This window comes from Paenibacillus sp. FSL W8-0186 (assembly GCF_037969765.1).
GTDB classification, from domain to species: domain Bacteria; phylum Bacillota; class Bacilli; order Paenibacillales; family Paenibacillaceae; genus Fontibacillus; species Fontibacillus woosongensis.
Window position 1 is genome coordinate 1,248,259 of record NZ_CP150207.1, and the last position, 15,029, is coordinate 1,263,287.

Consider the following 15,029-nt stretch of genomic DNA (forward strand, 5'->3'; position numbering starts at 1 on the left):
CTCTTTTTAGGGTACCGCCAAAAACAAAAGGAAGAGACGATGAAACATACTGAACTTATAAAGAAAATGACGCTGGAAGAAAAAGCATCTTTGATGTCGGGAAAAGACTTCTGGCAGACGCAGAATATTGATCGACTCGGCATTCCTAGCATATTCCTTGCAGATGGCCCGCACGGCATTCGCAAGCAGCAGGCCGCAGCCGATCATTTAGGGTTGAATGAGAGCATCCCTGCGACATGCTTTCCAACGGCGGCTGCAGTGGCAAATAGCTGGAACGTGGAGTTAGGAGAACGAATCGGAAATTACCTTGGCAAGGAAGCCGTTGCCCAGAAAGTCAACGTGCTGCTCGGCCCGGGGGTCAATATGAAGCGCAGCCCCCTATGCGGGAGAAATTTTGAGTATTTTAGCGAGGATCCCTATCATGCCGGCAAAATGGCTGCAGGGTATATCCGGGGAATTCAATCGCAAGGCATTTCGGCTTGCGTAAAGCATTTTGCCGCGAACAACCAGGAAGAAAGACGGATGTCGATCGATACGATCGTAGATGAGAGAACGCTAAGGGAAATCTATCTGACGGCTTTTGAGATTGCGGTTGCGGAAGGCAATACGAAGACCGTCATGTCTTCTTACAATAAGCTGAACGGCGAATATACGAATGAGAATTTGCACTTAATGCGGGAAATCCTCCGCGATGAATGGAATTTCGAAGGAGTTGTCGTCACCGATTGGGGCGGCAGCAACGACCGTGTAGCCGGATTGATTGCCGGCAATGAGCTTGAAATGCCAACGACGGCGGGAGAGACGAATGAAGACATTATTCGGGCCGTACGCAGCGGTTTGCTGAAAGAGGAAGTATTGGACGAATGCGTGGACCGGCTGCTGGAGCTAATTTTTACGACAGAAGCAGTTTACGAGAAATCCCCGAGTAAAGAGTTCAATATGAAAGAGCATCACAGGGCAGCCCAGGAAGCAGCTGAGGAATCGATTGTGCTGCTGAAGAACGAAGGGGATATATTGCCGCTGCAGGCTGGCATGAAAGTAGCGGTTATTGGGGATTTTGCGCAGCAAGCCAGATATCAGGGAGCAGGGTCATCGATCGTCAATCCGACGATACTGGATCACACCCTGAATTGCATCGAGGAATCGGGCATCGTTAGCATTGGATTTGAGCCTGGCTTCGAGCGTTACGGAAAGAGAAACCAGCGGAAGATCGATAAGGCGTGCGCCCTTGCCGAGAAGGCGGAAGTCGTTCTGCTGTATATGGGCTTGGATGAAGTGACGGAGGCGGAGGGACTGGACAGGCAGAACATGAAAATCCCTCAGAACCAGATCGATCTGCTTCACGCCCTGTATAAAGTGAATTCGAATATTGTGGTCGTTCTCTCCTGCGGCTCTGCGGTAGAGATGCCATGGATTGATAAAGTGAAGGGACTGATCCACGGTTATTTAAGCGGTCAGGCAGGAGCAAAAGCCATTCTTCGTGTTTTAACCGGCGAGGTGAACCCATCCGGTAAACTGGCGGAAACATATCCTTTCCGTTATGAAGATACACCGGCCTACCGTCATTTCCCGGGCAAAGAAGTGAGCGTGGAGTACAGGGAAGGGCTGTATATTGGCTATCGGTATTATGATACGGCGAATGTGGAGGTTCTTTTCCCGTTTGGCTATGGTCTCAGTTACACCACCTTTGAATACTCCGATATTCAGATTATCCCTGAAGGCGTGGCCTTCAAAATAACGAACACAGGAACCAGAGCCGGAGCAGAGGTAGCGCAGCTTTACGTCGGCTGCAATTCAGCTGATATTTTCAGACCAAAGAAAGAATTAAAGGGATTTGTCAAAGTATCCTTACAAGCGGGCGAGTCAAGAACCGTGCTGATCCCTTTTGATGATAAAACATTCCGTTATTTCAATGTAAAGACGAATCAATGGGAAATCGAAGAAGCTCAGTATGAGATCATGATTGGCGCATCCAGCGCGGATATCCGGTTAAAGGGTATTCATGCCGTTAAAGGAACGAACGCTCCGCTGCCGTATGATAAGGAGAAGCTGCCATCGTATTACTCCGGACAGGCTGGCCAAGTGAGCCAGGAGGAATTCGAGAGCCTGCTTGGGCACAAGGTTCCCGCAGCAACCTGGGACCGTACGAAGCCGCTCGGCTACAACGATACGATTGCCCAATGCCAGTATGCCAGAAGCGCCTTTGCTAGATTTGCATTTCACGTCATCGCGTTTGCCCATAGGTTCTTGTGGAAGATAGGCAAGCGGAGTACCGCCAATCTGATCATGATGTCTGTCTATCATATGCCGTTCAGGGGAATTGCGAGAATGACGGGCGGCATCGTGAATATGCCGATGCTGGACGGGCTGCTGATGGTAGTCAACGGCCAGTTCTTCAAAGGCTTCCGGCATTTCTTCAGAGAGAGGGGCAAAATGCTGAAGGTCGCTAAACAGAACAATTAAGTCTTGCATCAGCGACAGAGGAGTGGGAAAATGAGTTCTAAAAAAAATATAGCCGGCCCGCTGGGGCTATGGGCCAGATACAAGGAAAAGCACCCCAATATTGCGCAATTTCTTGTATTCTTTATACTAAGTAATGGAATCACTGTTCTGCAGCTTGTATTAATGCCTGTATTCAAGAGTCTGTTCGCCAAGACAGCGCTAGTAAACACCAGCTTCCAGGTGCTGCAGTTCGGGCATAACTTTGACGGAAGCGCCTATTATGTGTTCGATTATGCCGCAGGCTCCCTTACCACGGGCGGAGGAGGAGGCCTGGCCTACTTCCTAGCGGTGCAAATCACCCTGGCTATCGCCCAGATTATCAATTTCTTCGCTCAGCGGAGCATTACGTTCAAATCGAACAGCAACATCTGGCAGGCCGCATTCTGGTATGTCGTGGCTTATATTGTCATTACGATTGGAGCGGCAGCGGCTCAGGGCTTCTACAAGGCACCTATTTACAACTTGTTCATAAATACCTGGGAAATGGGCGCGGTAGGAGAAACGACGGCAGACGTCATTACGATGATTATTAACAGTGCGATTTCGTTTTGGGTATTCTTCCCGATTTTCAAAGTTATTTTCAAACAAAAATCATAGGGTAGTGTTAGCATGAAATTATTATCCGTAGCCATCCCTTGCTATAATTCGCAGGATTATATGAGATATTGCATTGAATCCCTTCTGCCAGGGGGGGAGGATGTCGAGCTGCTTATCGTCAATGATGGATCATCCGATCGCACAGCGATGATTGCCGATGAGTACGCCAGGCGTTATCCAACGATCGTCAAAGCGATCCACCAGGAGAACGGCGGACACGGAGAGGCGGTCAATGCCGGGCTCCGGAATGCAACGGGATTGTATTTCAAGGTCGTGGACAGCGATGATTGGGTAGACGTTAGGGCTTATCTGAAAATTTTGCAAACCTTGCAGGAATTACAGAATGACGACAAAATCGTAGATATGGCCATCAGCAATTTTGTCTATGAAAAGGAAGAAACCAGTTACAGAAAGATCATGAAGTATAGCGGAGTGCTTCCGGAAGGCAAAATTTTCACCTGGGATGACGTGAAGCCTTTTCGCAAAGGCCAATATCTCCTGATGCATTCCATCATATACCGGACGCAAATGCTCAAGGATTGCGGTCTGGAGCTGCCTAAGCATACCTTCTATGTCGATAATTTATTCGTATATGTACCGCTCGTGCATGTGAAGAAGATGATTTATATGAATGTCGATTTCTACAGATATTTCATCGGCCGGGAAGATCAGTCCGTACAGGAGAGCATCATGATCAAGAGGATTGATCAGCAGCTCAAAGTGAACAAATTGATGGTCAGGCAGGTCGACATGGACAGCATTCCCCATCCGAATCTCCGCCGCTATATGTTCGCTCATCTTGAGATTGTAACGGTAGTCTCGGCGATTCTGCTGATCCGTTCCGGGACAGCCGAGAACCTTATGAAGAAAAAAGAGCTGTGGAAGTTCATTAAAGATACGGATATCCAGCTGTATCAAGAGCTCAAATACGGATTTATGGGCAGGCTGATCCATTTGCCGGGACGAGCCGGCCGCCTGATTTCCGTAGGAGCATACAAAATATCGCAAAGACTAGTTGGGTTTAACTAACAGACAAAGCAGGAGCCTGAGGAGGCGTCCTGCTTTTTTTAAGATATTAGTAATAGAGTCTTTCGCTATTTCCCGCACTTGGTGTGCTATAGAATGTGTATAGATAATATAGTAGAATATTTTACAGTACGTCATACCGTCCAATACACTGAAGAGGAATAGAGATGAAGTATAGAGAATTGATTGCGCAAATGACGTTGGAAGAGAAAGCTTCCTTAATGTCAGGCAAGGATTTCTGGCAAACGCAGGACATTAGCCGGCTGGGCATACCCAGCATATTTCTTGCCGATGGACCGCATGGCATCCGAAAACAGGCCGTAGCCGCGGATAAGCTGGGCCTAAATGCCGGGGTTCCCGCAACCTGTTATCCGACGGCAGCGACGGTAGCTAACAGCTGGAATGTGGAGTTGGGGGAGAAGGTCGGAGAGTACTTGGGGGAAGAGGCGATTTCCCAGAAGGTCAACGTCCTGCTCGGCCCTGGCGTGAACATGAAGCGTAATCCCTTATGTGGAAGAAACTTCGAATACTTCAGCGAGGACCCTTATCTGGCCGGCAAGATGGCCGCCAGTTATATTAGAGGCATCCAGTCGCAGGGAATTTCCGCCTGCGTCAAGCATTTTGCCGTGAACAATCAAGAAGAGAGACGGATGTCCATCGACACGATCGTCGACGAAAGAACCCTGAGGGAAAATTATTTGACCGCCTTTGAAATTGCGGTAAAGGAAGGCCGGACGAAGTCAATCATGTCTTCCTACAATAAAATAAACGGTACATATGCAAATGAGAACATGCATGTAATGCAGGATATTTTACGCGGCGAATGGGGCTACCAGGGCGTCGTCGTCACGGATTGGGGCGGCAGCAACGACCGGGTGTCAGGGCTTCTGGCCGGCAATGAACTGGAGATGCCGACGACGTCGGGGGAGACGGATCAAGAAATCATCGAAGCCGTGCAAAGCGGGAGAATTCCTGAAGAGGTTCTGGACGAATGCGTGGACCGGCTCCTCGACCTTATTTTTTCGACGGAGGCCGTATATCAGCGGCCCCGGCTGGAGTTCAATGTGGAGCAGCACCACCGGGTATCGCAGAAGGTCGCGGAGGAGTCCATCGTTCTGCTCAAGAACGAGGGGAATATCCTGCCGCTTAAATTCGGCAAGAAGGTAGCTGTTATCGGTGATTTTGCCAAGGATGCGCGATATCAAGGGGCGGGGTCGTCGATCGTTAACCCGACGATTCTGGATCATACCTTGGACTGCTTTGAGGAGTCGGGTATCGTGAGCATCGGCTATGAGCCGGGCTTTGAGCGCTACGGTAAGAGGAATCCGCGCAAAATCGCCAAAGCCTGCGCTCTAGCAGAGAAAGCCGACGCCGTGCTGCTGTATCTCGGTCTGGATGAAGTGACGGAAGCCGATGGTCTGGATAGAAAGAGCATGCAAATTCCAGAGAACCAGATCGACTTGCTTCACGCCTTGCATGAGGTGAATCCGAATATAATTGTGATTCTTTCCAGCGGCTCAGCGGTGGAAATGCCATGGATTGGCAAGGTGAGAGGATTGCTGCATGGTTATTTGGGAGGCCAGGCAGGAGCGAGAGCTATCCTTCGGGTATTATCCGGCGATGTTAATCCTTCGGGCAAGCTGGCCGAGACGTATCCGCTTCGTTATGAGGATACTCCCTCGTTTCGCTATTTTCCGGGGAACGAATTGACGGTTGAATACCGGGAGAGCATGTATATCGGTTATCGTTACTACGATACGGCGGATGTGGATGTGCTGTTCCCCTTCGGATACGGCCTCAGCTATACTACCTTCGACTATTCGGATATTAAGGTCGGCCAGTCTGGGGTTACCTTCACATTAACCAACTCGGGTGACCGGGCCGGCATGGAGGTTGCGCAGCTGTATGTCGGCTGTAAGTCCAGCGATATATTTCGGCCGCGCAAAGAGCTGAAGGGCTTTGTTAAAGTATTTATCAATGCCGGCGAGTCCAAGAGAGTGACGATTCCTTTTGACGATAAGACATTTCGTTATTTCAACGTGAAGACCAATGCGTGGGAAGTCGAAGAAGCGGAATACACGATTATGGTTGGAGCCTCCAGTGCAGATATCCGCTTGGCCGGTTACCTTCATGTGATGGGTACGGGGGCGCCCGCTCCTTATGACAAGGACAAGCTGCCGTCCTATTACTCTGGCCGGATCAGCGATGTCAGCGTTGACGAATTTGAGCATCTGATCGGCCGGAAGGTGCCGGTGGCTACGTGGGACAGATCCAAGCCGCTGGGCTATAATGATACGATTGAACAATGCCAGTATGCGAAGGGCGCTGTGGCCAGACTGGCCTACCATTTGATTGTGTTCGCCTATTGGTTCCTGAGAAAAATCGGCAAACGAAGCACAGCGAATCTGATCATGATGTCCGTCTACCATACCCCGTTCAGGGGAATCGCCAGAATGACGGGCGGCGTGGTGAACATGGCTATGGTGGATGGTCTTCTGATGATCGTCAATGGCCGTTTCTTTAAGGGTTTGCGTCATTTTTTGAAGGAGCGAAGCCGTAAAGTGAAGGCGGAGAAGTTGCGCTGGCAGAAGAATGGGCAATGATTCAGATCCTAGCAGCGGGCTATAGCTATAGCCCGTTGTTTTTTTATTTATAAAAGAAATCCCATAGAGCTGGAAGTATACCCGGTTGCATCTGTCCTTGCCGGCAATTCATAGATAATAATGCTGCATAATTTCTAAGTTGGTGCTTTGCTTTAGCCGATAATAAATATGAAACAAAAGTAAAACATCATGAAGGGAATCATTTACTTGAAGACTACGGTTCGGAACGTCCTTAAGCTTGTTCTCCCATTTCTATTAATGGCTGCGGCCTATTATTTCTATGAGGAAACCCGTACGCTGGCACGGGCGCAGCTGGATATTATCGAGCTGTCCCCCTATGTGATCTTTGCCGTGGGCGCTGTGATCTCGTGGAAATTCAACCGGAGCAGGGAATTTTTTAACTTCATCGTACTTGCCCTTGCTTTGGCGTCCATCGAATATTTGCCCGGTATGGCGAAGCCTTCTTTCCCGATCGCTGCGAACGATATTTATACGCTGATCTCCTTAATGATTCCGCTAAACATCGGTCTGTTCTCTTTATTTAGGGAGCGGGGAATACTGAGTCTATGGGGAGTGCTCCGCATCGGAATGATCCTCTCCCAGATGTTGATTGCGATATGGCTGCTGCGTCCCGAGCAAGGCGGTTTTCTTTCTTTGATCACAAAAGACATGCTTCCTGTCAGCCTTACTTCTATTACAGCAGTAAGTCAGCTGTCCGTCAGCATCTTCCTGACCGCTCTAGTCCTGCTCATCACGAGGCAGGTCAAATACAAAACGTCCCAGGATATCGCGTTTATTGCCGTGTTGTGCGCTTTGTTCTATGTGCTGCACGAGAACCGCGACCCGATGATGTATGTGGTGTTTTTTGCTGCTTCCGGCATTGTTCTGGTGACTTCGATCATCCAGGATTCGTATTCGATGGCATTTACGGATGAGCTCACAGGTCTGCCTTCGCGGCGGGCCTTGAAGCAGGATATGATGAAGCTGGGCATGAACTATGTCATCGCCATGCTGGATATCGATCATTTCAAGAAGTTTAACGATACTTATGGACATGACACAGGAGACGAGGCGCTGAAGCTGGTGGCTTCGGTCATTAAGGATGTGACGGGCGGCGGGAAATCCTACCGCTACGGCGGCGAGGAGTTCACGATACTCTTTCCGGGGAAAAGCGTGCAGGATGCGCTGCCGCATCTGGAGCAGCTGAGGGAGCAAATAGCCAAACGGCCGTTCACCCTGCGTAATCGCAAAGGGAGGGGCAAGAGCAAGTCCCGGCGCAAAACTCGAAACAGCAGAGCCGGGAAACAAATTTACATCACCGTGAGCATCGGCTTAGCTCAAAAAAGCGAGAAGCACAAGAAGCCGGATGCCGTCATGAAGTCGGCGGACACGGCCTTGTACCGCGCCAAGAAAAAGGGCCGGAACTGTGTGAGCAAATAGTGGAGAAGAATAGCGGAGAGATGAGTGCCTTTAGCTCTTCAGTTGAAAATTGATGCAAAAGTGCAGTTTTTATTATCGATCATACATCTAGTTAATAGTTAATAGTTAATAGTTAATAGTTAATAGTTAATGCTGCGATTACGGCTCAGATCTTTAAATATGGAGTCTCCCCGATAAAATACGGCTATTATCCATCCCTTAGTTTTACTAGTTATTTAAGAAACTAATTGTATTTTATACATCTAGTTAGGCTGTTTTATCAAAAAACCATACGCTAAATGCAAAACATGCAGTTAGTTTGCCTGAATCGAACGAATTCGTGGAAATAGCTTGAAACTAAATGTAGGTTCTGCAGTTAGTTCCTTCTAACACGGCCAAAAGCGATGAACTAACTGCAGGAAATACATCTAGTTGTCTTATCAGTTACCTGATCCTGGCCGTCTAGCGTCATCAATCCGTTGTTTAGCTTATTGGAGAGAAGGACTCAAGTTCAATTAAGGGGCCATGTAAATTGTGCAGGAGTTTTCCGTAGTTTTAAGGGGCAAGCCTTTTTGCTACGAGAATTCCTGCACTTTTGTATCAATAAAGCTAACGCAAATAAGAGGAGGTTCACCATGCCCATGCCACCGAAAGTAAAAAAACGGCTCAAGATCGCGGTAACCATCGTCTTCGCATTGTTGCTCCTTGCCGCAGGAGCCTTTTATGTCTATACCCTCGATTACTATCGGGCGGATGAAGCGGCGTTGCAAGCTATGGCTGGCGAAGAGAACAGCATTGTTACCAAGGATAAAATGTGGATTTTCTACCCGGAGCAGCAGGCCAGCGACACGGCCCTGATCTTCTACCCTGGAGGCAAGGTAGAAGCAGCCGCATACGCCCCGCTGTTAAAACAGTTGTCTCAGCAAGGGATAACCTGCGTACTAATGCAAATGCCCTTTAATTTGGCGGTATTTGACATGAATGCCGCGGATCGCGTATTCGAGCAGCTTCCGGAGGTGAAGCACTGGTATATCGGCGGTCATTCCCTGGGCGGGGCGATGGCAGGCAGTTACGCCGGCAAGAATGCCGGCAGATTTGAAGGGATGATTCTGCTCGGCGCTTATCCCGTAGGCGCTACCGAGCTTCCGACGCTCGCTATATATGGCAGTGAGGATATGATCCTGAATACGGCCAAACTGGAAGACACTCTAAACCAGCATGTTATTGAAGGCGGAAATCACGCCTATTTCGGCAATTATGGGGAGCAGGATGGAGACGGAGCGGCGTCGATCACCAGGGAAGAGCAGCAGCGGCAGGCCGTGGAGAACATCATGGCTTTCATTTTGGATGAAGAGAAGCGCTAACCTGCTAACGTCTGAAAGTATAAGCAGTGAATGCGCAGAGTTGGGATTAACGCAGGAGATTCTAAACTAACTGTCGTTTGAATGAGATCGTGAAACATTGTCGATTGATGAAGTAGTTCATTGGAGGAGCGGTGGACAAGACGCAAAAGGAACAGCAACATTAGCTTACCCAGATATCATCAAAGAGTTATTGAATTTAATAAAGCAATCTATGAAGATGTTAGGGAATAACGAACCGGAGGGAGTTTCTGTCCGCCTTGGGAGCCACTTGTTACCTCTTCGGCAAATCATAACAAGTGGCGGATAACAGCGGCCCGAGGATGTTACTTATTTTCGTTATTCGTATTTACAACACCATACCTCTCCAACGCCTTTGTTGACGACTCCAGCATGCGTTTTTTCAAGTAATCTCCTTCAACCACCAGTACCCTCTTGCCGAGAAAACGAATTTTGGAGAGCAAGTATTCCACTTCGTCGCCGAGTACGCAGACTCTGACGTGGTAGGTGTCAGTCCCGGCATCATAATGAACGTCCTTCTCAAAGCAGGAGAAGGCGTAAAGGATGCGTGACAATTCGCTGTTATATTCGCGCACGATTTGAATGACGGCCTCGGATTTACGCGATTCCAGCGTCTGGCGAATGTTCTCGAGGATGCTGTCCACCTCTGCAGATTCGATCGGTTCGGGCGCTGCCGTCATGATTTTGCTCAGCCTCGTGCTCATAAATGCCCGCTGTCTTAGATGATACCACAGCAGATACCATTCCCTTTTGACCATGGAGTACTCGAGTTTATAGGGGAAGCCGTAATGCTCCGTTCGCGTGCGTCCGTTCTTGAGCTCGTAGCTGATACGAATCCCGCTGCGCTGCGTAATATATCGGCGGATAGGACGCAGAAGCGGGTGATACACTTGCTTCTCCAGACTGCGGGCTTTGTGGATGAGATGCTCGGGGATATCCATGCAGACGTCCTGCTCAAGCAGGGTAAGCAGCTTCTCCATTGTCACGGGAGTGAAGGCATCTGCCGCTGCAGGGTGCTGGAGCATCGTCTTCAGCCAAGATCGTTCGTGCGAGGTAATCATAAATGTACCGGAGTCTTCGAGCCGGGAAATGATCTGGTAATTAAAAATTTTCTCAAACAGATGCATAGTACGCCTGAATCTCCTTCCACTCGTCAATCATTTGCTGCCGGAAATAGGCCGGTTCGAGAATTTCGCAGCTCGACCCGAAGCTGCGCAGCCACGGCTTGATCTCCGTCGTCCCGTTAACCGTAATTTCATAAATAAAAGAATGCTCGTCTTCCTCCATGATTACCCCCCACTGTCCCTGCAGCAGCACGCGTTCCTTCACGAAGTTCGGTTCAAAGCTTCCCGGATTGAAGAAGCGGGCCCGCACCTTTATGGGACGGCCGGTGTCAATTAGCCAGCTATACCGGAGTTTGTCCTCCAATTCAGTTCGTTTGGCCTCAAAGACATCCGGGGAGACGGCTACCGTCTCTTCGATTTGCGTCATCCCTTCCATCCGGTATTTACGGATGCCGTCCCTGCTGCTTGACAGCATATACCACCGGCCGTATTGATGGTCGTAGACCACCTTGAGCGGAAGGGTCTGCACCAGGCTGCCTTTCGACTCCCGTTCGAACAGCGGGTTCGTGTTCCGGGAGGTATAGCTTTTCTCCGCTTTTGGCGAGAAATACAGGAACTGCACCTTGCGGCGGCTGCGTATGGCGCTGAGCAAGGTGAACAAATGGGCCTCGTCCAGAATTCGCGAGTAAAAATGATATTTATATAAAAACGGCTCGATCACATGCTTACCGGCATCGTTTCGCTGCAGATGCTTTTTTAGTCCATCGCGCAGCAGATAACCTTGAACTGAGGGAACCTGCGTGTTGGCCATCACATCGACGAAGTCGTATAAATCATAGAGTTCCTCGTCCGACAGGGACTGAACCAGATCGTTATGGAGGCGGTAGCGGTAGGGGCGCGCTGCGTTCTCCTTGCGGATGACGCCAACCTCTTCCAGGTACTTTAAATCAGAACGGACCGTTTTCTCGTCAGGCAAGGGCAGCTTGGGATCGAGCCCGCTGCAGCAAACGTCCATTAGCTCCATTGCAGTCAAGGCTTGGTCATTCAAAGCGGCCAGCAGCAGTGAGATCCTGTGCGATTCAGATTCCTTCAGGGATTTGGCCCGAAAGAGGAAGAGCAGCATCGGGTCGCTGGATTCGTAATAGTTGAAGCGGATCGCCTCTGCGAATTCCTTCCCCTGCTCCTGTGGCAGCTGTTCATACATCGAGCTGACGATTTCCTTCAGCCGCCGCAGCGTCTTATCGAAGGTATGTACGGAGATGCCTAACCGCTCCGCGAATTGCTGCCTGCTGTAGGCCCCGCTGGTGAGCGCCAGCATGCGCAGAAACTGGATTTCTTTATCAAAGCTTTCTTTGGCCATCGCCGTTAATTCCCCTTTTTCCCAATGATGTGCAAATATTATTGTAACAGGAAGGGTTGAAAATCTACAGTTTATTAAGGCTTGTAATACTTCCGCCATGTTCATCCGCCCTGATTTCAGGCATGCTAGGAGTATGGAGTGCGGGCCGCAGAGATAAACGGGCTGCTTGCAGAACGAATTTTGGGCCGCCCGAATATAAGAATAGGTTTGGAAGGAGCGAAACAAATGTCTGAGCAGCGGCAGCAAATATTGGCGCAATTACGGCAAATCGAGCGAGAGGAGCAGGTGCGGATTATATATGCCTGCGAATCGGGGAGCCGGGCGTGGGGCTTTCCTTCAAAGGACAGCGATTATGATGTAAGATTCATATATGTCAGACCGGTGGACTGGTATTTATCGATTTTTGAAAAAAGGGATGTCATCGAGCGCCCGATCAGCGATCTGCTCGACATTAACGGCTGGGATCTGAAAAAAGCTCTGAACTTGTTCCGCAAATCGAATCCGCCCTTGCTGGAATGGCTGCAATCGCCCATTGTATATATGGAGGAGGGTTCGGCGGCAGAGCAAATCCGTGAGCTCTCAGCGCTAACCTTCTCGCCTAAGGCCTGCATGTATCACTATTTGCATATGGCGGAGGGGAACTATCGCGAGTATTTGCAGGGAGAACGGGTGAAGATCAAGAAGTATTTTTATGTGCTTCGGCCGGTGCTGGCCTGCGAGTGGATTGAGAAATACGGTACGATGCCGCCGATCGAATTCACGGCGCTTACGGATGAGCTATTGCCGGCGAGAAGCGAGTTGAAGGCGGCCGTCGACAGTCTGCTGATTCGAAAAAAAGCTGGCGATGAAATGGACTATGAGCCGCAAATCGGTCCGATCAATGCATTTTTGGATCAGAAGATACAGTATTACAGGGAAGTTGCCAAAGGCAAGTCTTCCTCCGCAGACGGGCAGAACACCCAGCTTGACGAGCTGTTCCGGAAATTGTTAAAGGAAACCTGGAAATAGGCAGCAGGAGGAAGCAATCAGGAAGAATGATAGCCTGGAATCAGGGATCGTAAAATAGAAGAAATCATGGAAGTATGGAATAGAGGAGAGAGCATCATGGCATATCAGAACATCGATAGCGTCCGCGTCTGGGGCAAGCCGGACGAGGGAGCGGTAGCTCAAGCCAAAATGTGCGCGAAGACGGGGAATGTCGTGCAGTCCCTGCTGATGGCGGATCATCATAAAGGCTATAGCCAGCCGATTGGCGGTGTTGTCGTATATGACGGACAAATTTCGCCCTCTGGCGTTGGATACGATATCGGCTGCGGAAATAAGGCAGTGCGCACGAATCTGTACGTACGGGATGTCCGGCAAGGACTAGGGAAGATCATGGATGAAATTGCGAAAAAAATATCGTTCGGGGTCGGCCGGATCAACAATGACAGAGTGGATCACGAATTGTTCGACGATCCGGATTGGGATGTATACCGGGCATTCGGCCAGCAGGAGCATGACAAGCTAAAAGCGTTAGCCCGCAACCAGCTCGGTACCGTAGGCAGCGGCAATCATTATGTCGATCTGTTCGAAGAGCCGGAAACGGGACGGTTGTGGATTGGAAACCATTTCGGGAGCCGCGGCTTCGGCCATAAGACGGCCAGCGGATTTATGAATCTCGCTGCAGGCCGGCGGTTTACGGACAAGGCGCCGGGCGAATCGATGGACCAGCCGCCGCTACTGCTGGATTTAAACAGCGAGGTTGGCGACATGTACTACCGGGCGATGAAGCTTGCTGGACGTTATGCATATGCAGGCCGGGACTACGTGATGCGAGAGGTGCTGTCCATTCTCGGAGCCGAAGCGGACTTTGAAGTGCATAATCATCATAACTATGCTTGGAAAGAAACGCATAACGGAAAGGAAGTCGTTGTCGTCCGCAAGGGGGCAACGCCGTCGGCTCCGGGCCAGCTTGGCTTTATCGGCGGGAGCATGGGCGATATCTCCGTCATCGTCCGGGGGAAGGACACAGAAGAGAACATGGATGCTTATTACAGCACGGTACATGGAGCAGGACGCATTATGAGCCGGACTCAAGCGGCGGGCAAAATGAACTGGAAGACACGCACCCGCAGCGGCGGACAGATCACCCCGAAGCAGATGATGGAGGCCGTCCGGGAATTCGGGGTGGAACTGCGCGGCGCGGGTACGGACGAGAGTCCATTCGTCTACCGCAAGCTGCAGGAGGTTCTGGATGCGCACAGCGACACGCTTGAGGTGCTGAACGTGCTTAAGCCGATTGGCGTATGCATGGCGGGAGCGGACGAATTCGACCCGTACAAAGATTAGCGAATGGGGTCTGCAATGATCTGAGATGGTTCGCGATACGATGATCGTTGCTGAGAAAGGAGGGGCTTTGCCCCTCCTTTTGCGTGCCGCATTTATCGAATAGGCCAGACAGACTTAAAACTCGACTCCGCGAATTTTGGAGAAGACCATTGTGCTGCTTAAAGTGCCATCCGTGGCAGAAGCATCGTTCCGCAGCACCCCTTCCAGGGTATAGCCCAGACGCTTTGCCACATTCGCGCTTTGCGTATTGCGTGCATCGCACCGAATCTCAACGCGGTTGGCCTGCAGCTCTTGAATCGCGTAATTCGTAATGGCATCTGCAGCTTCTGTAATGAAGCCTTGCTTGCTGAAAGAAGTACGCACCCAATAACCGATCTCGAATTTGCGCGCTTCCCAGTTGATCCGGTGCAGGCCGCTGCAGCCGACGAGTTGGCCTGTTTCTTTGAGAACTAGAAGCAGCATCAAATCCGATCGTTCCATAAAGCTCAGGTGGGCGCGCCGGACGACGGTCTCCGAATCTTCGAGGCTGGGCACCTCTTGCGCCCAAGGCATCCATGGACGCAACTGTTCGATGCTCTCCACAGTAGCTTCGTTTAACGCCGCCCCGTCTCCTGGTTTGGGAGCCCGGATCAACAATCGCTCACTTTCGAAACAATCAGGTATATCTAACAAAATTGGATTCGTTTTGTTCATGCTCATATGCCTGCCTCCCCGAAAATATTTTTCCAGTAAACATAGCATAGGA

General features: G+C 50.2%; 11 protein-coding genes. 8 read left to right on the forward strand and 3 right to left on the reverse strand.

Annotated features, from left to right (window positions below):
• Nucleotides 1-39: 39 nt before the first annotated feature.
• The 6 genes from MKX50_RS05315 (at nucleotide 40) to MKX50_RS05340 (ending at nucleotide 9,511) form a co-directional block, all read left to right on the forward strand.
• Complete coding sequence (locus MKX50_RS05315) at nucleotides 40-2,463, forward strand: glycoside hydrolase family 3 C-terminal domain-containing protein (RefSeq protein WP_339158636.1); 2,424 nt, start codon at nucleotides 40-42, stop codon at nucleotides 2,461-2,463.
• A 30-nt stretch (nucleotides 2,464-2,493) separates the two neighbouring features.
• Nucleotides 2,494-3,099, forward strand: coding sequence for a hypothetical protein (locus MKX50_RS05320; protein ID WP_213592931.1), 606 nt, complete (start codon nucleotides 2,494-2,496; stop codon nucleotides 3,097-3,099).
• A gap of 12 nt (nucleotides 3,100-3,111) precedes the next feature.
• The gene (locus MKX50_RS05325) at nucleotides 3,112-4,128 is read left to right on the forward strand and encodes a glycosyltransferase family 2 protein (protein WP_339158639.1); all 1,017 of its coding nucleotides are present in this window, start codon (nucleotides 3,112-3,114) and stop codon (nucleotides 4,126-4,128) included.
• A 164-nt stretch (nucleotides 4,129-4,292) separates the two neighbouring features.
• Nucleotides 4,293-6,728, forward strand: a complete 2,436-nt coding sequence (locus MKX50_RS05330) for a glycoside hydrolase family 3 C-terminal domain-containing protein (protein WP_339158641.1) — start codon at nucleotides 4,293-4,295, stop codon at nucleotides 6,726-6,728.
• Nucleotides 6,729-6,917: 189 nt separating this feature from the next.
• A complete protein-coding gene (locus MKX50_RS05335) occupies nucleotides 6,918-8,168 on the forward strand; it encodes a GGDEF domain-containing protein (protein ID WP_339158642.1) in 1,251 nt (416 codons plus the stop codon).
• A gap of 620 nt (nucleotides 8,169-8,788) precedes the next feature.
• Nucleotides 8,789-9,511, forward strand: a complete 723-nt coding sequence (locus MKX50_RS05340; RefSeq protein WP_339158643.1) for an alpha/beta hydrolase — start codon at nucleotides 8,789-8,791, stop codon at nucleotides 9,509-9,511.
• A gap of 323 nt (nucleotides 9,512-9,834) precedes the next feature.
• On the opposite strand, the gene MKX50_RS05345 is transcribed toward MKX50_RS05340, so the two are convergent.
• On the reverse strand, nucleotides 9,835-10,656 hold the full coding sequence (locus MKX50_RS05345) for a WYL domain-containing protein (protein WP_213592922.1): 822 nt from the start codon (nucleotides 10,654-10,656) through the stop codon (nucleotides 9,835-9,837).
• A complete protein-coding gene (locus MKX50_RS05350) occupies nucleotides 10,643-11,953 on the reverse strand; it encodes a WYL domain-containing protein (RefSeq protein WP_213592920.1) in 1,311 nt (436 codons plus the stop codon). Before MKX50_RS05350 ends, MKX50_RS05345 begins: the two co-directional genes overlap by 14 nt.
• 225 nt (nucleotides 11,954-12,178) lie before the next feature.
• On the opposite strand from MKX50_RS05350, the gene MKX50_RS05355 reads away from it, so the two are divergent.
• Together MKX50_RS05355 and MKX50_RS05360 are read left to right on the forward strand one after the other, a co-directional pair.
• Nucleotides 12,179-12,961: a nucleotidyltransferase domain-containing protein gene (locus MKX50_RS05355; RefSeq protein WP_339158644.1), complete on the forward strand. Its 783-nt coding sequence runs from the start codon at nucleotides 12,179-12,181 to the stop codon at nucleotides 12,959-12,961.
• Nucleotides 12,962-13,057: 96 nt separating this feature from the next.
• On the forward strand, nucleotides 13,058-14,284 hold the full coding sequence (locus tag MKX50_RS05360; protein WP_339158645.1) for an RtcB family protein: 1,227 nt from the start codon (nucleotides 13,058-13,060) through the stop codon (nucleotides 14,282-14,284).
• Nucleotides 14,285-14,398: 114 nt separating this feature from the next.
• Here MKX50_RS05360 and MKX50_RS05365 read toward each other — a convergent pair whose 3' ends face one another.
• Nucleotides 14,399-14,983, reverse strand: coding sequence for a GNAT family N-acetyltransferase (locus tag MKX50_RS05365; protein ID WP_339158647.1), 585 nt, complete (start codon nucleotides 14,981-14,983; stop codon nucleotides 14,399-14,401).
• Nucleotides 14,984-15,029 lie beyond the last annotated feature (46 nt).

Excerpts from the sequence above, each read along its gene's own strand:
- MKX50_RS05335 (WP_339158642.1), top strand. The coding sequence starts at position 6,918 with ATGAAGGGAATCATTTACTTGAAGACTACGGTTCGGAACGTCCTTAAG.
- MKX50_RS05325 (WP_339158639.1), top strand. The coding sequence starts at position 3,112 with ATGAAATTATTATCCGTAGCCATCCCTTGCTATAATTCGCAGGATTAT.
- MKX50_RS05365 (WP_339158647.1), bottom strand. The coding sequence starts at position 14,983 with ATGAGCATGAACAAAACGAATCCAATTTTGTTAGATATACCTGATTGT.
- MKX50_RS05320 (WP_213592931.1), top strand. The coding sequence starts at position 2,494 with ATGAGTTCTAAAAAAAATATAGCCGGCCCGCTGGGGCTATGGGCCAGA.
- MKX50_RS05340 (WP_339158643.1), top strand. The coding sequence starts at position 8,789 with ATGCCACCGAAAGTAAAAAAACGGCTCAAGATCGCGGTAACCATCGTC.
- MKX50_RS05355 (WP_339158644.1), top strand. The coding sequence starts at position 12,179 with ATGTCTGAGCAGCGGCAGCAAATATTGGCGCAATTACGGCAAATCGAG.
- MKX50_RS05360 (WP_339158645.1), top strand. The coding sequence starts at position 13,058 with ATGGCATATCAGAACATCGATAGCGTCCGCGTCTGGGGCAAGCCGGAC.
- MKX50_RS05350 (WP_213592920.1), bottom strand. The coding sequence starts at position 11,953 with ATGGCCAAAGAAAGCTTTGATAAAGAAATCCAGTTTCTGCGCATGCTG.
- MKX50_RS05345 (WP_213592922.1), bottom strand. The coding sequence starts at position 10,656 with ATGCATCTGTTTGAGAAAATTTTTAATTACCAGATCATTTCCCGGCTC.
- MKX50_RS05330 (WP_339158641.1), top strand. The coding sequence starts at position 4,293 with ATGAAGTATAGAGAATTGATTGCGCAAATGACGTTGGAAGAGAAAGCT.
- MKX50_RS05315 (WP_339158636.1), top strand. The coding sequence starts at position 40 with ATGAAACATACTGAACTTATAAAGAAAATGACGCTGGAAGAAAAAGCA.